Origin of the sequence: Collinsella sp. BIOML-A6, assembly GCF_009875845.1 — a bacterium.
GTDB classification, from domain to species: Bacteria; Actinomycetota; Coriobacteriia; order Coriobacteriales; family Coriobacteriaceae; genus Collinsella; species Collinsella aerofaciens_H.
On record NZ_WWSL01000015.1, the window covers coordinates 26,030 to 42,629 of the forward strand.

Below are 16,600 nucleotides of genomic sequence, written 5' to 3' on the forward strand. Positions count from 1 at the left end.
CCTGCAGATGCATATATACAAGTTAACGAACTGAAAACGATTGGTAGTCGTTAAGGAACGTCCCCAACGACTAGCCCGTAGTTTTGTCGCCGGCGAGCGACATCCAGGTATGCAGCCTGTTAAAGCAGCGTTACCTCGAAGGTACGCTTGTCCGTCTCGCCCGGCGCCAGCGTAATGGTGTTGACCTTGTGCTCAAAGACATCGTCCTCGGTGTCCATGGTGGTGTGACCGGTCCAAGGCTCGAGCGCCACAAACGGAGCGTCGTTGGCGGCAGACCACACGCCAATGTACTTAAAGCCCTCAAAGTCGATCTTGACGCCATGGCCCGACTTACGACCGCGCAACGTGAGTGTGGAACCCGGGGTATCGGTGAACATGATGGCATCGTTATCGAAGCTACGGTGCGTGATGGGCAACACGTCAGAGTTATCGGGCGCCTTGTAGCTTCCCTCGAACGTCATGAGGCCATCGGGCGTGATGATGGGGGCCTCGTTGGTCCAAGCCTCGGTAAATGCCAGCTCGTAATCCTCGAACGTCTCGTCCTCGGCACCGGGGGCGGGCACGTTAAATGCAGGGTGGCCGCCCACCGAGAACGGCAGGTCCACGTCGCCGGTGTTGGTGACGGCAAAGGTCTGGGTAAGCGTGGCGTCACCAGTCAGGGCATAGGTCATGTTGAGCTTAAAGTGGAAGGGGAAAGCCTTGAGCGACTCGGGCGTATCGGTGATCTCATACGTTACTGAGGAGCCGTCCTCGGAGACCTCGACCAGCTTGTGCTCGACGATGCGCGCGAGGCCGTGGCGCGGCATCTCGCAGGTGCCGGCCGCAGACGTCGCCGTGTTGTTGCGCAGTGAACCCACGATGGGGAACAGAATGGGCGCATGCTTGCCCCAAAAGGCCGGATCGCCCTGCCACAGATACTCGTTGCCGTTGAGGGCAAGGCTCGTGAGCTGGGCCCCCATGGAATCGATGGCCGCGGTGAGGCCGCCGCGCTTGATGGTGGTGACGGTGGACATGCTACTTCCTCCAAAAGTAAACAACAGTGTCGAGGGCTATTGTCCCACTCTTGGCGGCAAGAAGAAGCGGCAGGCGCAGTTATTGAACGATTGCGTAAAGGTCGAACCCGCCCTGCGGCGTGCTGTCGACCGTATCGGGCGCCTGCGAATTAAAGCTCACGGGAACCATGCGCTTTGAGGCGCGGAAGCGCATGCCATCGGTGGCGACGGGCGGCTCGTCGACCGTGAGCTCATAGTCGCCGGGCTTGAGTTCGACGCCGTCGCCAGCGGAGTTGACATATTGATACTCGTCAACCGCCTGCCCCCTGAGCGTGCGGCCCACGATGCGGATGAGCATTTGGCTGTCGCCGCGGGCGGTGTCCCATGTCGCACCGTCCTTGACCTCGACCGACACATGCACCGAGCGCGTGCGGCTGAGCGATTGCTCGACAGACATCTCGACCTTGGCGGCATCTCTGCGCTGTTGCTCCACATGGCTCCAGACATTTCCAATCGCCGAGCAAGCGATGACGCCGGCCATGAAGGCGATGAGGATGGGGCCGAGCGGAGAGCGGCGGCCCGCGTCTTCCTCGCGAGCCAGGTCGGGGCGATGCGTGGGCGCAGGCGCCTGAGCACCCTGCACGGGCACGTCGAGTATGCTGAAAGATGCCGTACTGCCGGGGTCGATGGTGTGACGCGGCTGCGGGGTCTTGGCCGGCGAGATGGACATGTCGGCCGGCTCACCCAGCGTGGCCGTGGCATCGGCCTTTGCCTCGTCGGCCTCGGCCTGGGCCCAGGCCTGTTCAAAGGTCAGGGGCTCGGCGGAGTCGGAAGCGGCTTCAGGCTCGACAGCGGCATCGTTGCCGGTCTCGTCCTCGTCCCTCGACACGTCACGCGGTGCGGGCTCGTCCCACTCCTCGTCCGGAGCCTCGCCCTCGCTATACCACCATTCAAAGTTATCGATATCCATACGGGGCGCCCCTTAAGCCTCGCGAATAAACACTCGCTAGTCTTATACCCCCAGATGGCGCTGGAGCTCGCCGGCACAGACGGGAAAACCGTCACAACATTCGACGCTTTTCCTCGTTTTCGAGATTTTCGCCGACTGTTGTGACGGTTTGGATGTGACAAAGGGACTGTCCGATGTCACATAGCGAGGGCCGTACGGATGGATGGGTTGCTGAGAGCCTCGCGAAGCCAGGGGGCCAACTGCTCGGGGTGACCCTGCAGATAGCCGTCGAGCTCGGACGGGGCCACGCGACGCACCTCCGAGATCTCCTCTTGGTTGATATGCAGCTCGCCCGGCTCAACATGGGTTGCGAACACCTCGCACCATTCACACTCGCAGCGGCCGTCGCCGTGGTCCTCGCGGTACACCACGTGTCCGAGGTGCTTGAGCTGATCGGGCTCGCGCGCAATGCCGAGCTCTTCGTTGATGCGGCGCGCCGTGGCGGCCGCGGCGTCTTCCCCGGGGAGCGGATGGCCGGCGCAGCTATCGGCCAGCACCCCACCCCACAGACGCTTGAGCAGACTGCGGCGACAGAGCAGCAGGCGTGCGTCTTCGCCCCGACGCTCAACCAAAAGCGTCAGAAATGCCTGATGCAGGATACCCTCGCCGGTATGGGCCTCGATGCGATCGACGGGGCCAAGCGCCTCGCCGGTCGCAGCATCGACCGCCACGACCTCGGCGCCTGCGCCGCCCTCATCCCAGCCGGCGCGCAGAATGCGGGCGGCGGCTTCCTCGAGCGCGGCGATGAGCTCTTTGGTGGTGTCGAGCACGCGCTGCAGGTCGTCCTTGCTCGCCTGCTCGACATGAAAACCGGTGCTTGCAACGACCGGCACGCCAAAGCGCGTGGCCAGCGCCGCCGCGATATCGTGCGCCGGGATCTCGTCTCGATGGCACGGAACGGCCAGGATGCTCACCGTCGCCGTGCGGCCGGGCTCGGGACGCGGAATGGCCTGCGCCGTGGCGCCCAGGTGCGCGAACTCCGGCGAGCAGGCGTACACCACCATGCCTCGCGGCGTCACCGTCAGCTGGGCCTCGAGCGCAAACTTGCCCTCGCCCACTGCAACCTTTGTCGTATGCATGCCCATGGGATCTCCTGTCGCCCGCGATGTACCTGAGACCATCTTCGCCTGTATTGCGACTATACAGGCAAGCGCAGCCTGCGACAAAGGGGGGCAGGCACCTGACACATTCTGTTAGAGTTGCAGGGATTGAATCCCGCTTATTCATGCGACATTGGAGTGACAACCTTGACCGCCGCAACCACGCCTAAAAGTAAGTCAACCGCCGCCGCGCTCTCCCCCGCGCGCACCAAGCTCTGCCTGGCGCTGCTCGTGCTGTTGGGATTCTCGCTCGGCTGCTCCGAGTTCGTGGTCATCGGCATCGAAAGCGACTTGGCGACGGAACTCGGCATCTCGCTTGCCACTGCGGGCCAGCTCATCAGCGTGTTTGCGCTCGTCTACGCTAACGCGACGCCGGTGCTTGCGCTCAGCACGGGGCGATTCCGCCGCTACCAGCTGCTCGTGTGCTACAGCATCGTCTTTGCGCTCGGCAACCTGGTCATGGCGTTGGCGCCCAACTTCCAGGTGCTCTTTATCTCGCGCATTGTCCTGGGATCCGTCTCGGGCGCGCTGCTCGCCGTGGGCGTGACGTACATCCCCGAACTGCTGTCCCCGCAGCAAACTTCGCTTGCCATCTCGGTGGTATATGGTGCGTTTTCCGTGGCAATGGTCTTTGTCACTTCGATCGGCAAGCTTGTGGCCGACACGCTCGATTGGCACGTGGCCATGTACGGCACGCTGACCTTTGCCGTTTTGATCTGCGGAGCGCTCGTGGCGTTTATGCCGCGCGCTGGGCAAACCGACGAGCCTGCCACCTTTCGCGAACAGGCGGGTCTGCTACGCGAGCCGAGCATCATCACCGGCATGCTTATCTTTTTGTTTGGCGTGGGCTCGGTCTATGTGTTCTACGGCTACGTGACGCCTTATCTTGAGCAGGTGCTGGGCATGGGCACCGTTCAGGCGAGTACCACGCTTATGGCCTACGGCGTATTCTGCCTGATCTCGAACATCTTAGGCGGATGGATCGATGCGCGCTTTGGCATGAAGGCGCTGCTTGTGACGTTTGTGCTGCAGGCTGCGGCGTTGCTCGGGCTGTTTGCTGTGGGCGGCACCATGCCGCTCGCGCTGGTCTTTGTCTTTAGCTTGGCGCTGCTCATGTACCTGTTCTCGGTGTCGTGCATCACACACTTTATGGATGTGGCACGCAGCCGCCACCCCAAGTCGATGGTACTCGCAAGTTCGGTTGAGCCCATGGCGTTTAACGTCGGCATTTCGTTTGGCACCGCAGTAGGCGGCGCCGTGGTAAGCGGAGTTGGCATTGCCTACGTTGGCGCGGTTGGTGCCGCATTCTCGCTCATAGCCTGGGTGCTCACGCTGGTGACGATTAAGTTGGCTCGCTGGGAGCGCCACCGCGGGTAGCGCAATTGCAGCCAAAAGCCGCGCATGCCGCTGGCTAAGCCGAGCGTGCTCAAGCGGCGCAAAAAGCTCTGAACATGTATCAATGCACGTCCTTGCAAATGAGTTTGGACAGTTGATTCAGATACGTACTCACCTCAGCCATCCAAGCTCTACAAAGCGAGGCCAGTACCGCATTTCGCAGTCAAAACCAAAGCTATAACGCAAATCAGTCTCAATCACATGCTTTCCAAGCGCCCATGAAGGAACCTGCTGATACTCCTTGACGACCTCAATCCATACGTATCTGAACTAACTGTCCAGCCGACTCATTTTTGGCAGTCGACAAAGCGACAATCAACGTATGCGAGCTAGTTGCATTTAAAACAATCATGCAAAGGCCACTTAGACGCAGCACCGCCCGCCATCTTCTGACCGCCTGGCGTTCGCTCCTGCAGCCATGCAACACGTCGTCTGCCGCCCAAGTCAGCATCTTTCCCGGCGCTATTTAACCACGCAAAGCGCATCCTGTTAAGATTATCGCTATCGTTTTTCGCAATCTGAAAATCGATAGAATCGCAGGTAAAGCTTTCGTAGTCTGAAGTGGTCAATCCTCACGAAAGGGGTTTACCACATGGACAAGAAAGCAGTTGTAATCGCCGGGGCCGGCAGCACCCACACTCCCGGCATCATCCAGAGCCTATTGCAGAAGAAAAACGAATTACCGCTGTGCAAACTCGCCCTGTACGACATCGACGAGAAGCGCATGCATCTCGTCTACGACATCATGAAGCAGTTCATCGAGCAGGAAGCTCCTGACATCGAAGTCGTCGTGACGACCGATCCCGAAAAGGCATTCACCGATGTCGACTTCGTCTTCGCGCAAATCCGCCAGGGCGGCCTTCAGATGCGTCGCCAAGACGAGCGCATCCCTCTCAAGTACGGCTGCGTGGGACAGGAAACCTGCGGCGCCGGCGGTTCGATCTCCTATGGCATCAGGTCCATCCCCGGCGTCTTCGACCTCGTACGCTACGCCAAGAAATACAGTCCAGACGCCTGGATCCTCAACTATTCCAACCCCGCCGCAGTTGTCGCCGAGGCCACACGTCGCGAGTTTGACAACGACCATATCCTTAACATCTGCGATATGCCCACGGCTATCTTGCTCTCGTACTCTAAGATGCTCGGACTTCCCAGCTGGCGCGATATCGACCCCATGTATTTTGGACTCAATCACTTTGGCTGGTTTACCAAAATTTACGACAAGCAGGGGCACGATCGTCTGCCGGAGCTCCGTCAGATGATTCTCGAGCACGGCATGGCCGTGAGCGACAAGCATCACAAGGACAAGGACTGGATGCACACCTGGGGTCAATACGTCAAGATTGTGAAGGACTATCCCGAGTATCTGCCCAACAGCTACCTGCAGTACTACCTGTACTCCAAAGACATGGCAGATGACATGGACCCCAACTGGACGCGCGCCGACAACGTCATCAACGGACGCGAGAAGGAGATGTTTGCCGAGCACGACAAGTACCTGGCAGATCCCGTTAATTACAAGAGCCCCGTACAGAGCTTCACGGTCTTTGGCGACTTTATCGTCGACGCAGCCGCCTCTATCGCCTACAACAAGTGCGAACGTTATCTCGTAATCGTCGAGAATAACGGCGCCATCCCCAATCTGTCCGACGACGCCATGGTCGAGGTCCCCGCCTACCTGCGCTCTTGGGGCCCCGAACCCATCAGCCAACCTGCTATCCCCACCTTTTACAAGGGGCTTATCGAAGAGCAGAATGCCAGTGAGAAGCTCGCCGTCGACGCATATTACGAGCATTCCTACCAGAAGGCGCTCGAAGCCATCGCAATCAACAAGACCGTCCCTTCGACTACCGTCGCGCGCCAAATCCTCGACGACCTGATCGAAGCGAACGGCGATTATTGGCCGACCCTGTCCTAACTCCCCGTGCATCGAAGGAACATCATGAAAGAAAACAAGCTCTACAGCGAGTTCCAGAGACTCGGCAAGGTGCTCATGGCGCCGGTCCTCCTCCTGCCCGTTTCCGGCATTTTGGTCGGTCTGGGCTCCGCCCTTTCCAATGCCAACCTCATCTCGCTCTGCCCGTTTTTGGGCACCGAGCCGATGGTGATCATTAGCACGCTCATCAAAGCAGCCGGCAACGTTATCAATGGTAACATCTCGGTTCTCTTTGCGATCTGCATCGCCTACGGTTACGCCAAGGCCGAGAAGGCGACCGCCGCGCTCTCGGGCTTCATCGGCTACATGACCATGAACACGATCATGGGTCAGCTGCTTATCCTGCTGGGCACCATCGATCCCGCCAACCTGCAGACCGGTCAGAACGCCATCCTGGGCGTAACCACACTCGATACTGGCGTATTCGGCGGCATCATCATCGGCTTGGTCGTCGCGTGGATCCACAACCGATTCTATAAGGTGCAGCTTCCGCCGGTGCTCGGTATCTTCAACGGCACACGCTGCGTCCCCGCCCTCACCGTCGTTTTCGCAAGCCTAGTGGGCGTTGCGCTCGCCTTCGTGTTTCCGTTTGTGCAAACCGGCCTAAAGGCCGCCTCGACACTCATCGATTCCACTGGGGTGTTTGGCGCGTTCATCTATGGCTTCTCCGAGCGCATGCTTCTGCCCTTCGGCCTGCATCATTTCATCTACCTGCCGTTTTTCTTCACTTCTCTGGGCGGTAGCATCCAGGTTGACGGCCAGACCGTCGAGGGTGCTGTCAACATCTACAACGCCATGCTCAACACGCCCGGCATGATGTACGACATCGACATCTCAAAATACGTCATGAACGGCAAGGTGCTGTTCGCCATGTGCGGCCTGCCCGCGGCGGCACTCGCCATCTACCACTGTGCCCGTCCCGAGAATAAGAAGAAGGTCGGCTCCCTCATGATCGCCGCCGTTATTCCGGCCGCCATCATGGGCATAACCGAACCGCTCGAGTACTCCTTCCTCTTTGTAGCGCCCATACTCTATGTGGTCCACGCCCTGCTGTGCGGCATCGTGTATGTACTCACCTACCTGGTACAGTTCAATGTGCCCGGGCCTTCCGCCTTCGGCGGACCGCTCCTCTCGTGGATCTTCAACGGCATCATGAACGCCGATAAAGGCTCCAACTGGTTCTGGCTTATTCCGCTCGGCGTCGCTTACTTCGGGATCTATTACGTGCTGTTCCGCACCTTTATCAAGAAATTTGACCTCAAAACCCCGGGCCGCGAGGATGATGACACGCAGGCAGCGGATGACACGTCGGTCATCGACTCCAAAGCACCTGTCCAGGTAAGCGACCTCATCCCGCAGATCGTGGATGCCGTGGGCGGCGCCGATAACATCTCGGGCGTCAACGCCTGCTTCACTCGCCTGAGGCTCAGCCTCAAAGACACCGCCCTAGTCAAGGACGATAGCGTCTTCACCAAAGACCTCGGAGCCAGCGCCATCGTGCACGTTGGCGGCGGTGTTCAGATCGTTTACGGCAATAAAGCTTCTGTCTACAAAGTTGAAATGAGAGAATACTTGGGCATGGAATAAATCCTGTTCCATAGCTTCACCACGATGCTCCGGAGATGGCGTATCCGCTCCGGGGCATTATCGTTTGGAGTGATTTGAATGTCGATGTACGAGGTCTATTCGAACCTCAGGTCTTGTATCGAAGACGTCGAGAAGGGCGGCAGCCTTGACGCCCACATCGCACTCTACGCCCTTTCCCATCACGACGAGATCCCAGAGTTCTCAATAGAAGAACTTGCCCGCGCGTGCAATACATCGCCCGCGACCATCTCGCGCTTCTGCAGGCGCGTAAACGGCTCGAGCTTTCGATCGTTCAAAGAGCAAGTTGACGACTTCAACGCTTGGCTCCAGCGTGAGACAACCGAGGCAAGGGCTCATAAGCAAATCGATATACCCTGGTATTTCGACATCGTAGAGACCTCTTTGCTTGAAACAAAACGCCTGCTCACTGAGGATCGACTCGAGCGGGCCGTTGACTGGCTTCTCGATGCGCAAAATGTCTACGTATACGGAAGCTCATTCTCCAATCTCGCCGCCCGCTCACTCTGCGAAAAGCTGAGCCGCGTAAACCGACTGTGCTTCTCATTTGGCTCCGTCAAGGGACAGGAGACGTCGCTCTGTCTGCTCCAGCCCGACGATCTAACCATCTTTGTATCGTTCTCAGGGAAGACGAGCCATATCTTCAATCTTTACGTTGAGGCCAAGCGGCGAGGTTGCCGCGTTATTTGGATATCGAGCAACATGGCATTCGATAACAACGGGGCGCGTGAGCTCTTACTACCTGTGAGCGCGGAGTCACTCAGCGAGTACTCGACCGCCTTGGTTGAGGGCATGAGCCTACAAAGCGCGGTTAACGCTCTGTATATCAGCTGCGCAAATCGACTTCGGGCGCAGCGCTAGCCGCAAACACGCTAGAACCAAAAAGAACGCACCTCACCGTCGCAAGGCGTCCGAATACACGATAGGCAGCACCAAAAGAGAGCAGCGAGCACGTCATGTACTTGCCCATTCACCCCAAAACAGCACAGGTTGGCGCCCGATTGAAGGATCGGACGCCAACCTGTATTAATCTTGATTGTGTGTTTGAGTCGTTTACTCCATACCCAGTAACTCGCGCATCTGAGTTGCGTAGTTAGAAGCCATGTTACCGTAGACAATCTGCACGCCGCCGTTAACATGCACGATGCCACGCGCTTCGAGCTTTTCGGTAAACTCGGCGTCATCAACCACCTTGTCACAGTCATTGAGCTGGATGCGCAGACGGGTGAAGCAGGCCTCGACAGACTTAATATTGTTGTCGCCGCCCACTGCCTCAACGATGGCGGGAATGAGGTCGCTGATCACGGTCTTGGGAGCCTTTTCGGCTTCATCGTCGGACTCTTCCTCGCGGCCGGGGGTCTTAAGGTCCTTCTTAAGAATGATGAACTTGAAGACGAAGTAGTACACCACGAAGTAGATGGGGCCGAGGAACAGGATAACCTGCCAGTTGGAGCCCTTGGCTGCACCCATAATGCCGTTAAAGATCAACGACAAGAGCGGGCCGCCGAAGGACGCGGAACCGGCCACGTTAAACTGCAGGATATAGGTCAGCGCATAGGCAAGACCAGCCATAAGAGCGTGGAACACGTAGAGGATGGGCGCGATAAACAGGAAGGAATACTCGAGCGGCTCGGTAATTCCGGAGAGGATGCAAGGCACCACGATGGCAATCATAAGCGCTGCGGTCTTCTTCTTGTTCTTGGGAAGCGCCGTCTTGTAGAAGGCGAGTGCAGCTCCGGGCAGGCCGAACATGGCGAAGATAACCTTGCCGTTCATGACAAAACGGCTGACCTCGATGTTAAACGACATGCTGGGAGAGCCCAGGATCGCGTTGTAGATATTGATAGCGCCCTGAACGGTCTGGCCGTCGATGGTCTCGACGCCACCGAGCGACGTGAAGAAGAACGGCAAATAGACAAAGTGATGCAGGCCAAAAGGCAGGAGCATGCGCTCGCCGGCGCCGTAGACAAATGCACCAAAAGCACCCGTAGTCTTGATGAACTCGGATAGCGCACCGAGAGCGTTCTGAATAAACGGGAAAACAAAGGACATGACCAATGCGAGAACGCTGCACGAGAGCAGCGTTACCGCCGGGATAAAGCGCGTGCCGTTGAAGATGGAGAACACGGCAGGCAGCTCAATCTTGTAGTAACGGTTATGCAACCATGCGACGATTGCACCCACCAGAAGGCCGCCGATAACGCCAGTGTCGAGCGTGGTGATACCGAGGATCGTGCTCTGGCCCGTCGTAAGATTCGCGGGATCGATAACGCCAGTCGCCGTAAGGAACGTGCCCATCACGGAGTTCATGCACATGTAGCCCAAAAAGCCACAAAGCGCCGCGGTAGCCTTCTCGGACTTGGCGAAGCCATAGGCGAGACAAATCGAGAAGATAACCGGGATGTTGTTCATAACGATGCCGGCAGCGGCCTTGAGAATCGAAAAGAAGATCGCAAAGCCCGGAGCAGCAAGCCAGGGAACAGCTGCCGTAAGGGCGGGGCTGGTAAAGGCATTGCCAAAGCCCTGAAGGATGCCGGCGATTGGCAGGATCAAGACAGGCGTCATGAGGACTTTGCCCAGGCGCTGGAACTTTGCCAGCAGCTCATCTTTGTTCATGGGATACCCCTCTTAAAGAAACGGGGCGTGCAGCTCTACAGCCCACACGCCCCATAACAGTTATCAAGCGCTATGGAACTAGCTACTTAAGCTCCGGCCAGTAATCCTTATTGGCCTCGATGAGCTTGTCGAGCACTTTGCGAGCCTTCTTTGCGTCACCGACCAGACGATTAAGCGTGAGTGCCTGCAGAGCCTTCTCGTAGGAACCCTCCATCCAAGCCTCAACAGTCAGGCGCTCATAGGCGTACTGGTTCTCCATAAGGCCGCGATAGAAGGTACCGATCTTGCCAACAGCATAGGGCTGCGGGCCATTGGCGCCCACGCTTGCCGCGACCTCGACCATGGCGTCATCGGGCATGCCCTCGATAATGCCGTTGTTGGGCACGATGACAATGAAGGTCTTGTTGGTGTTGCGATAAATGGCCGAGGTGATTTCCACGATCATATCGCCATGAGCGTCGTTTTGCACAACCGAGGAGTTCTTTGCGGTGCCGACTTCGGCAACGCGCTTGCACTCGGCGAATACGCGCTTCTCACGGCCGTTGATAACCTCGTCAGAGCGAGTGTAGTCGGGGTCGAGGTGAGCGACCTTGTACTCGGGATACAGATAGTACTGCAGATAAGTGTTGGGCAGATAGTCGGGGAAGTCCTCGAGCATGTCCTTGACCATGGCGTAGGTGTCGAGCCAGGACTGGTCACGCTGCTCGGCATCGGCAGGAAGGAAGCCGTTCTTCTCCGTGTACTCCTTAATCTGCGGGACGAGGTCATGACCCTCTTCATCGTAGATGTGCTTGAACCAACCGAAGTGATTGAGGCCGAAGTACACGGGCTCCGTCTTGCTCATATCGCGACCGAGCAGGCGACCGTAAGAGCGCATGAGGTTGACAGGCTGGTCGCAGATGTTGAGGACGCGATGCTCATCGGGCAGGACGCGCTCGAGACCATATGCCACAATAGCAGCCGGGTTGGTGTAGTTGATAATCCACGCCTCCGGGCTATGAGCGCGAACGTCGTTGACGATCTCAACCATGTCATGCATGGAGCGCATACCGTAAGCCATGCCGCCAGGGCCCACCGTTTCCTGGCCGATGATTCCCATATGTAGCGGAATCTTCTCGTCCTTGCTACGCATCTCGTAGCCGCCGGTACGAATCTGGCAGAGCACAAAGTCAACGTCGGTGTAAGCCTCGTCCTTATCGGTGGTGTAACCAAACTCCACACCGGGCTCCTCCTCGGCGAAGAGGATCTTGCCAAACTCGCCGATCGGACGCTGACGCTCGGCATCGATGTCATAGAGCATCACGCGGTTCAGCGGCAGAATGTCCATGTGCTTGGTCAGGGCTTTAAGAATGCCAGGGCACCACGTGGAGCCGCCGCCAACGATCACAATATTGAGCTTATCCTTCATGTTCCGTCCCTCCAGGGTTGGCTGATCGGTGTTCTCGAAGACCTTGGGCTCCGCGGTTGTCCTCGGCTTGCTTCGTTTCGATTGTCATTTTGCGACATAAGGTCATTTGCGAGTCTCCGTGTGGGTCAATGCGAAACGGGGACACATGATTTCGCTCACAACACAGATATGTGTAGGCAGACACGCACGTTTGCCCAGTTCATGGGCAATAGGCAATCTTGACCGATTACCGATTTCTCACCTGGCAACACAAAGCGGTACCATATATACGGCGAGGTACGAGGGGCTGAAACATCTTATGAAAGATCAAGAATCTTTTTATGATCATGTGCGAGCTGGCGAGAGCAAGCTCAACGATCTCGAAAGCGAGATCATGCGCTACATCATCGAACTACGCGATGATATTGACGATGTCACGCTTAAGAGCGTTGCTGAACGGTTCTTTGTCGCTCCCAATACAATCGTCAGGCTTGCCCATAAGCTTGGCTTCTCGGGGTTTACGGAGCTCAAACAATCGTATTCCGCCTCGCTCGACCGCAATCGATTCACTATCGAGACGCTTCCGCTCGACACCCAGCTCGTACAGACCAAAGATCTGCTTAACGACCGGGTCATCGATTCGGTCGTGAGCCTTATCCAGGACGCCTCGCATATCGTGTTCTTCTGCTCGGGCTTTTCGAAATACCCGTGCCTCGAAATGGCGGAAAAGCTCAAGATCATGGGCAAGAACACCGATACGCTCAGTGAACGCCATGTCATGAGGCATTACGCAGAACTCCTCGGCAAAAACGACCTGGTCTTCAGCGTTTCCGTAAGCGGCGAGACGCAGGTGTCTATTGACGCCACATCGATAGCCAAAACGCGCGGATGCAAGGTCGTCACGCTCACCGGCTTTTCTCGAAACTCTCTCTCGAAACTAGCCGACTACCCTATCTACACCGTGCAAAAAGAAATCCGCTTGGGCAGCATGGACCTCGACAGCCGATTGATGTTCTATTACGTTTTCGAATTGATATTTGAGCGCTACTTCAAACTGGCCAAGAAATAAAACTTGGCATGCGCCCGGCTTCGACTCCTTAGCAGCCTTCTATATGAAAGGTATCGTCCTATGCAACGCGTACTGTTTATCTGCCATGGGAACATCTGCCGCTCGACGATGGCTGAGTCGGTGCTTACCGAGCTCGTGCGCCGCGCTGGGCGCGAGGCGGAGTTTGTCATCGATTCCGCAGCGACCTCAACCGAGGAGATCGGCAACCCGCCGCATCATGGCACGGTCGCCAAGCTGCGCGAAGTCGGGATTCCCGTCATTGCCCACCGCGCGCGCCAGGTGCGTCGCGCGGAGTATGGCGACTGGGATCACATCGTCTACATGGATGCTGAGAACGCGCGCGGCCTGCATCGCATCTTTGGCGACGACCCCGACGGCAAGATTACGCGCTTGCTTGATTGGACCGAGCGCCCCGGCGACGTGGCCGATCCCTGGTACACCGGCAACTTCGATGCCACCTACCGCGATGTGCTCGCCGGCTGCACCGCCATGCTCGAGCAAATGTAGGCAAGCGAGCGCGCGAACCGCGCCATCGGCATAAATCGAGTGTGGATTTTCTCCCACTTTGAACGTTCAAGCGCGCTCTAAACGGGAGAAAATCCACACTCATTATCTCGGGATAGCGGATGCGACAAAGGCACTGTCCCTTTGTCGCATCGAGGACTGGCCCTAGACCGGCTTGACCTCCAGCTTTATCCCCTCGGCACGGGCGTCACCCAAAACATCCGAAAGGGCCCAGGTCGCATATAGCGGCAAATAAAGAACAGCTCCGTTGCGCTCAACGTTGCCTCTCGAGAAAACAATTCCGAGCCTTACGCCATATTCGGCCGTATCAAGCACATGACCGAGCGCAGCGTGCGCGTGGTAATAGGAGCCCGATTTAACCTCGATCGGAACAGCCGTCCCAGCCGGCCCGTCGACCACAAAGTCCACTTCGCCGCGCTTTTTTGTCTGATAGTAGTAAAGCTGGCGATTTTGGGCAGCCAGCTGCTGGGCCACCACGTTTTCGTAAATGCCGCCCAGATTGGGCTCCTTGTTATCAAGATACGCCGCTTGGGCGACTCCAACGGGGTAGCGCGCCATCAACATGCCCGTATCCGATTGATATAGCTTGAACTGCGATGGCCGCGCCGTCTTGAGCAGGGGCGATTTTGGCTCGGTTACGATATCGGCCTTGAGAGCAACGCCGGCATCGACAAGCCAGACAAAATCTCGCTGGTACTTGTCGTAATGCGCCTTGGGGTCAATGGAATTGAGCACGAAGCGTTTGTTTTCGCCCTCGAGCATAATAGGGAGCTGATCGTAAATGCTCTGCACCTGAAGGGCTCGCCCACTTGCATACTTGGAGATATCCCGCCGGTACTGTTCATTGAGCTCTGACTGTAGCTGACGAACAGAGGCAAGGTCGCCCCGCATGTCAAGGAAGCGCTGCACGACCTCTGGCATTCCGCCGACAACGGTATAGGTCCTGAAGTTTGCCATCATCGCGTCATGAATGTAATCAGGAATGGGCTTCTCGTTGATACACGCGTCGCGTATCGTTTGGCGAGCTCCCTCGCTCACCTCGATTGCCCAGCAAAACTCCTCAAAATCGAGCGGGAACATCCTAAGCTCGTGAACATACCCCACGGGATAGGACCTGACGCCCTTGAGCTGAGTCCCGAGCATTGACCCCGAAAACGCCCAGCGGCACCGCCCATCCTCAACAAGGAACTTTGCCATTGTCATGATGTCGGGGGCCTCTTGGACCTCATCGATAAATACGAGCGTTTTGCCCGGTGCAATCGACTTTCCCGAGAGAAGCGTCACCCTGCTGATGAAATCATCGGCATCCCGCGCCTCGAGAAGAGCGTCTTTTGCCTGGCGATTTTCCATGAGGTTAAGCTCGATATAGTTTGCGTGGCTGGCTTTGCCAAATGCACGAATCGAATAGCTTTTGCCGATCTGGCGAGAACCCGTGATGAATAAGGCCTTTTGCTCGGCAGACTTCAGCCAACGCTCCAGCTCGGCCGCTATTTTCCTACGCAGCATAGGCTCTCCCCTCAGTGCCATCAAATGAAATGCAAAGATTTATATGCTTGATTATCGATGAAATGCAGAGTTTTTTTGAGCACAAAATCGGATGAAATGCAGAGATTTGAGATTTAGAGCATGAAGAGGCACGTCCACCGCCGAGTGTGACAAAGGGACTGTCCCTTTGTCACACTCGGCTACTCGTCGACGATCTCGGCAAGCCAGACGTTCAGCGTATCGACCTCGGGGCAGCAGAACTTTGCCGTACCAGGCTCGTTGCCAGGCACGGTTCCGCCGTAGCGCAGGATATCGATATAGGGAAAGCCCACGTGACAGGCCATGGAGCACATCTTGCCGCGGTCTCGGTCGAAGTCAAAAACGTCGCCCGGCTTGTGACCATGGTGGCAGCGGCACGCACCCAGCTGGTCCACGCAGCTCACGCGGATACGAGGACGCTTGCCACGCGGCGCGCCGAGCGGTCTGTTCTCGCCCGCAGGCTTGACGCCGCCCTCGTCGGCATTACTCATGGTCAATCACGTCCAGGCATGCCTCGATGGGAAGGCCGGCCGACTTGTCCTCTTGGTCGGCATTGCGCTCGATAAGCTCAGCCACCACACGCATGGCATCGGACGTCGCGCGCTGCAGACTCCAACCTGCCATAACGCGGCCTACGAGCACCGCCGAGAACGTGTCGCCCGTGCCCGGGAAATAGGTCGGAATGAGCTCAAAGGGAATCGTAAAGTACTCCCCCGCCACATGGTCGTAACCGATAACCGCGTTCGTGCCATTGACTACGGCGCTCGTAATGACCACGGACTTGGCACCCAGCTCACGCACGGTGTCCACAAGGGCGCGGGCCTCATCGGGTGTAATCTCTTCGGCCATAGGCCTATCGGTAAGCAGGCACGCCTCGGTATAGTTGGGCACCGCGTAGTCTGCGCACTCGACCAGACTGCGCATAAGGCCGATGGTCGACTCGGGCACGCCGGCGTAGAGCTTGCCATTGTCTGCCATGATGGGGTCGACGAAAACCTTGGTGCCCTTTTGCGCGCGGCGGTGGCAAAAGTCCGAGATGATGCGCGCCTCTTCCTCGGTCACGATAAAGCCGGTCGAGATGGCGTCGAACTCAAAGCCGAGCTCCTCCCAGATAGCGAGGCTTTGGCGCACGTACTCGGTGGTGTCGTGAATGTAGAACTTGGGATAGTTGAGCGTATCGGACACAAGTGCCGTCGGCAGATTGTGGATACGGTAACCCATGTGCGACAGCACCGGCAGCATGGCGGAAAGCGCGACCTTGCCGTAGCCGCACATATCGTTGATCAGCAGCAGCTGAGTGTTCTTCATGAGTGTCCCCCTTGGTTCGGGCACGGCGCAGCAGCGCCACAGTGCGACTAAGTGTAGCGCAGGAGACGTTGTGAGCGGAGTCGAGCAGCACGACGGGCAAATTGTTGCGGAAAGGTTACGAAAACGAAGTAGTC

14 protein-coding genes are annotated in these 16,600 nt (G+C 57.5%); 6 read left to right on the top strand and 8 right to left on the bottom strand.

Annotated elements, in window-relative coordinates:
• Positions 1 to 119 precede the first annotated feature (119 nt).
• The 3 genes from GT495_RS06395 to idi form a co-directional block, all read right to left on the bottom strand.
• Positions 120 to 1,013, bottom strand: a complete 894-nt coding sequence (locus GT495_RS06395) for an aldose 1-epimerase family protein (protein ID WP_161162003.1) — start codon at positions 1,011 to 1,013, stop codon at positions 120 to 122.
• Between the two features lie 79 nt (positions 1,014 to 1,092).
• Positions 1,093 to 1,962 (bottom strand): hypothetical protein, encoded by an 870-nt coding sequence (locus GT495_RS06400; protein WP_161162004.1) that lies wholly within the window; start codon positions 1,960 to 1,962, stop codon positions 1,093 to 1,095.
• Between the two features lie 176 nt (positions 1,963 to 2,138).
• A complete protein-coding gene (gene idi / locus GT495_RS06405; protein ID WP_161162005.1) occupies positions 2,139 to 3,080 on the bottom strand; it encodes an isopentenyl-diphosphate Delta-isomerase in 942 nt (313 codons plus the stop codon).
• A gap of 159 nt (positions 3,081 to 3,239) precedes the next feature.
• On the opposite strand from idi, the gene GT495_RS06410 reads away from it, so the two are divergent.
• The 4 genes from GT495_RS06410 (at position 3,240) to GT495_RS06425 (ending at position 8,898) form a co-directional block, all read left to right on the top strand.
• Positions 3,240 to 4,478: an MFS transporter gene (locus GT495_RS06410; protein ID WP_370457608.1), complete on the top strand. Its 1,239-nt coding sequence runs from the start codon at positions 3,240 to 3,242 to the stop codon at positions 4,476 to 4,478.
• Between the two features lie 610 nt (positions 4,479 to 5,088).
• On the top strand, positions 5,089 to 6,414 hold the full coding sequence (locus tag GT495_RS06415; protein ID WP_161162006.1) for a 6-phospho-alpha-glucosidase: 1,326 nt from the start codon (positions 5,089 to 5,091) through the stop codon (positions 6,412 to 6,414).
• 24 nt (positions 6,415 to 6,438) lie between these two features.
• Complete coding sequence (locus tag GT495_RS06420; protein WP_161162007.1) at positions 6,439 to 8,019, top strand: PTS transporter subunit EIIC; 1,581 nt, start codon at positions 6,439 to 6,441, stop codon at positions 8,017 to 8,019.
• Positions 8,020 to 8,097: 78 nt separating this feature from the next.
• Positions 8,098 to 8,898: a MurR/RpiR family transcriptional regulator gene (locus GT495_RS06425; RefSeq protein ID WP_161162008.1), complete on the top strand. Its 801-nt coding sequence runs from the start codon at positions 8,098 to 8,100 to the stop codon at positions 8,896 to 8,898.
• Positions 8,899 to 9,090: 192 nt separating this feature from the next.
• On the opposite strand, the gene GT495_RS06430 is transcribed toward GT495_RS06425, so the two are convergent.
• Positions 9,091 to 10,653 carry a PTS transporter subunit EIIC gene (locus tag GT495_RS06430; RefSeq protein WP_161162009.1) on the bottom strand — a complete coding sequence of 521 codons (1,563 nt, stop codon included), beginning with the start codon at positions 10,651 to 10,653 and terminating at the stop codon, positions 9,091 to 9,093.
• Positions 10,654 to 10,735: 82 nt separating this feature from the next.
• Positions 10,736 to 12,061 (bottom strand): 6-phospho-alpha-glucosidase, encoded by a 1,326-nt coding sequence (locus GT495_RS06435; RefSeq protein WP_161162010.1) that lies wholly within the window; start codon positions 12,059 to 12,061, stop codon positions 10,736 to 10,738.
• Between the two features lie 298 nt (positions 12,062 to 12,359).
• Here GT495_RS06435 and GT495_RS06440 point away from each other — a divergent pair, with 298 nt between their 5' ends.
• A complete protein-coding gene (locus GT495_RS06440; protein WP_158571660.1) occupies positions 12,360 to 13,109 on the top strand; it encodes a MurR/RpiR family transcriptional regulator in 750 nt (249 codons plus the stop codon).
• Between the two features lie 60 nt (positions 13,110 to 13,169).
• Positions 13,170 to 13,616: a low molecular weight protein-tyrosine-phosphatase gene (locus GT495_RS06445; protein ID WP_161162011.1), complete on the top strand. Its 447-nt coding sequence runs from the start codon at positions 13,170 to 13,172 to the stop codon at positions 13,614 to 13,616.
• Positions 13,617 to 13,778: 162 nt separating this feature from the next.
• Here the strand turns inward: GT495_RS06445 and GT495_RS06450 are convergent, their stop codons facing one another.
• From GT495_RS06450 to GT495_RS06460, 3 genes are all read right to left on the bottom strand, one after another.
• Complete coding sequence (locus GT495_RS06450; protein WP_152073269.1) at positions 13,779 to 15,140, bottom strand: ATP-binding protein; 1,362 nt, start codon at positions 15,138 to 15,140, stop codon at positions 13,779 to 13,781.
• 179 nt (positions 15,141 to 15,319) lie between these two features.
• Positions 15,320 to 15,649 (bottom strand): TIGR04076 family protein, encoded by a 330-nt coding sequence (locus tag GT495_RS06455; protein ID WP_192924161.1) that lies wholly within the window; start codon positions 15,647 to 15,649, stop codon positions 15,320 to 15,322.
• Positions 15,642 to 16,466 carry a PfkB family carbohydrate kinase gene (locus GT495_RS06460; protein ID WP_161162012.1) on the bottom strand — a complete coding sequence of 275 codons (825 nt, stop codon included), beginning with the start codon at positions 16,464 to 16,466 and terminating at the stop codon, positions 15,642 to 15,644. The genes GT495_RS06455 and GT495_RS06460 overlap by 8 nt, the downstream gene beginning before the upstream one ends.
• Positions 16,467 to 16,600 lie beyond the last annotated feature (134 nt).

Coding starts and splice junctions, on each gene's coding strand:
- idi (WP_161162005.1), bottom strand. CDS start 3,080: ATGCATACGACAAAGGTTGCAGTGGGCGAGGGCAAGTTTGCGCTCGAG.
- GT495_RS06455 (WP_192924161.1), bottom strand. CDS start 15,649: ATGAGTAATGCCGACGAGGGCGGCGTCAAGCCTGCGGGCGAGAACAGA.
- GT495_RS06425 (WP_161162008.1), top strand. CDS start 8,098: ATGTCGATGTACGAGGTCTATTCGAACCTCAGGTCTTGTATCGAAGAC.
- GT495_RS06450 (WP_152073269.1), bottom strand. CDS start 15,140: ATGCTGCGTAGGAAAATAGCGGCCGAGCTGGAGCGTTGGCTGAAGTCT.
- GT495_RS06420 (WP_161162007.1), top strand. CDS start 6,439: ATGAAAGAAAACAAGCTCTACAGCGAGTTCCAGAGACTCGGCAAGGTG.
- GT495_RS06435 (WP_161162010.1), bottom strand. CDS start 12,061: ATGAAGGATAAGCTCAATATTGTGATCGTTGGCGGCGGCTCCACGTGG.
- GT495_RS06440 (WP_158571660.1), top strand. CDS start 12,360: ATGAAAGATCAAGAATCTTTTTATGATCATGTGCGAGCTGGCGAGAGC.
- GT495_RS06400 (WP_161162004.1), bottom strand. CDS start 1,962: ATGGATATCGATAACTTTGAATGGTGGTATAGCGAGGGCGAGGCTCCG.
- GT495_RS06460 (WP_161162012.1), bottom strand. CDS start 16,466: ATGAAGAACACTCAGCTGCTGCTGATCAACGATATGTGCGGCTACGGC.
- GT495_RS06415 (WP_161162006.1), top strand. CDS start 5,089: ATGGACAAGAAAGCAGTTGTAATCGCCGGGGCCGGCAGCACCCACACT.
- GT495_RS06430 (WP_161162009.1), bottom strand. CDS start 10,653: ATGAACAAAGATGAGCTGCTGGCAAAGTTCCAGCGCCTGGGCAAAGTC.
- GT495_RS06445 (WP_161162011.1), top strand. CDS start 13,170: ATGCAACGCGTACTGTTTATCTGCCATGGGAACATCTGCCGCTCGACG.
- GT495_RS06395 (WP_161162003.1), bottom strand. CDS start 1,013: ATGTCCACCGTCACCACCATCAAGCGCGGCGGCCTCACCGCGGCCATC.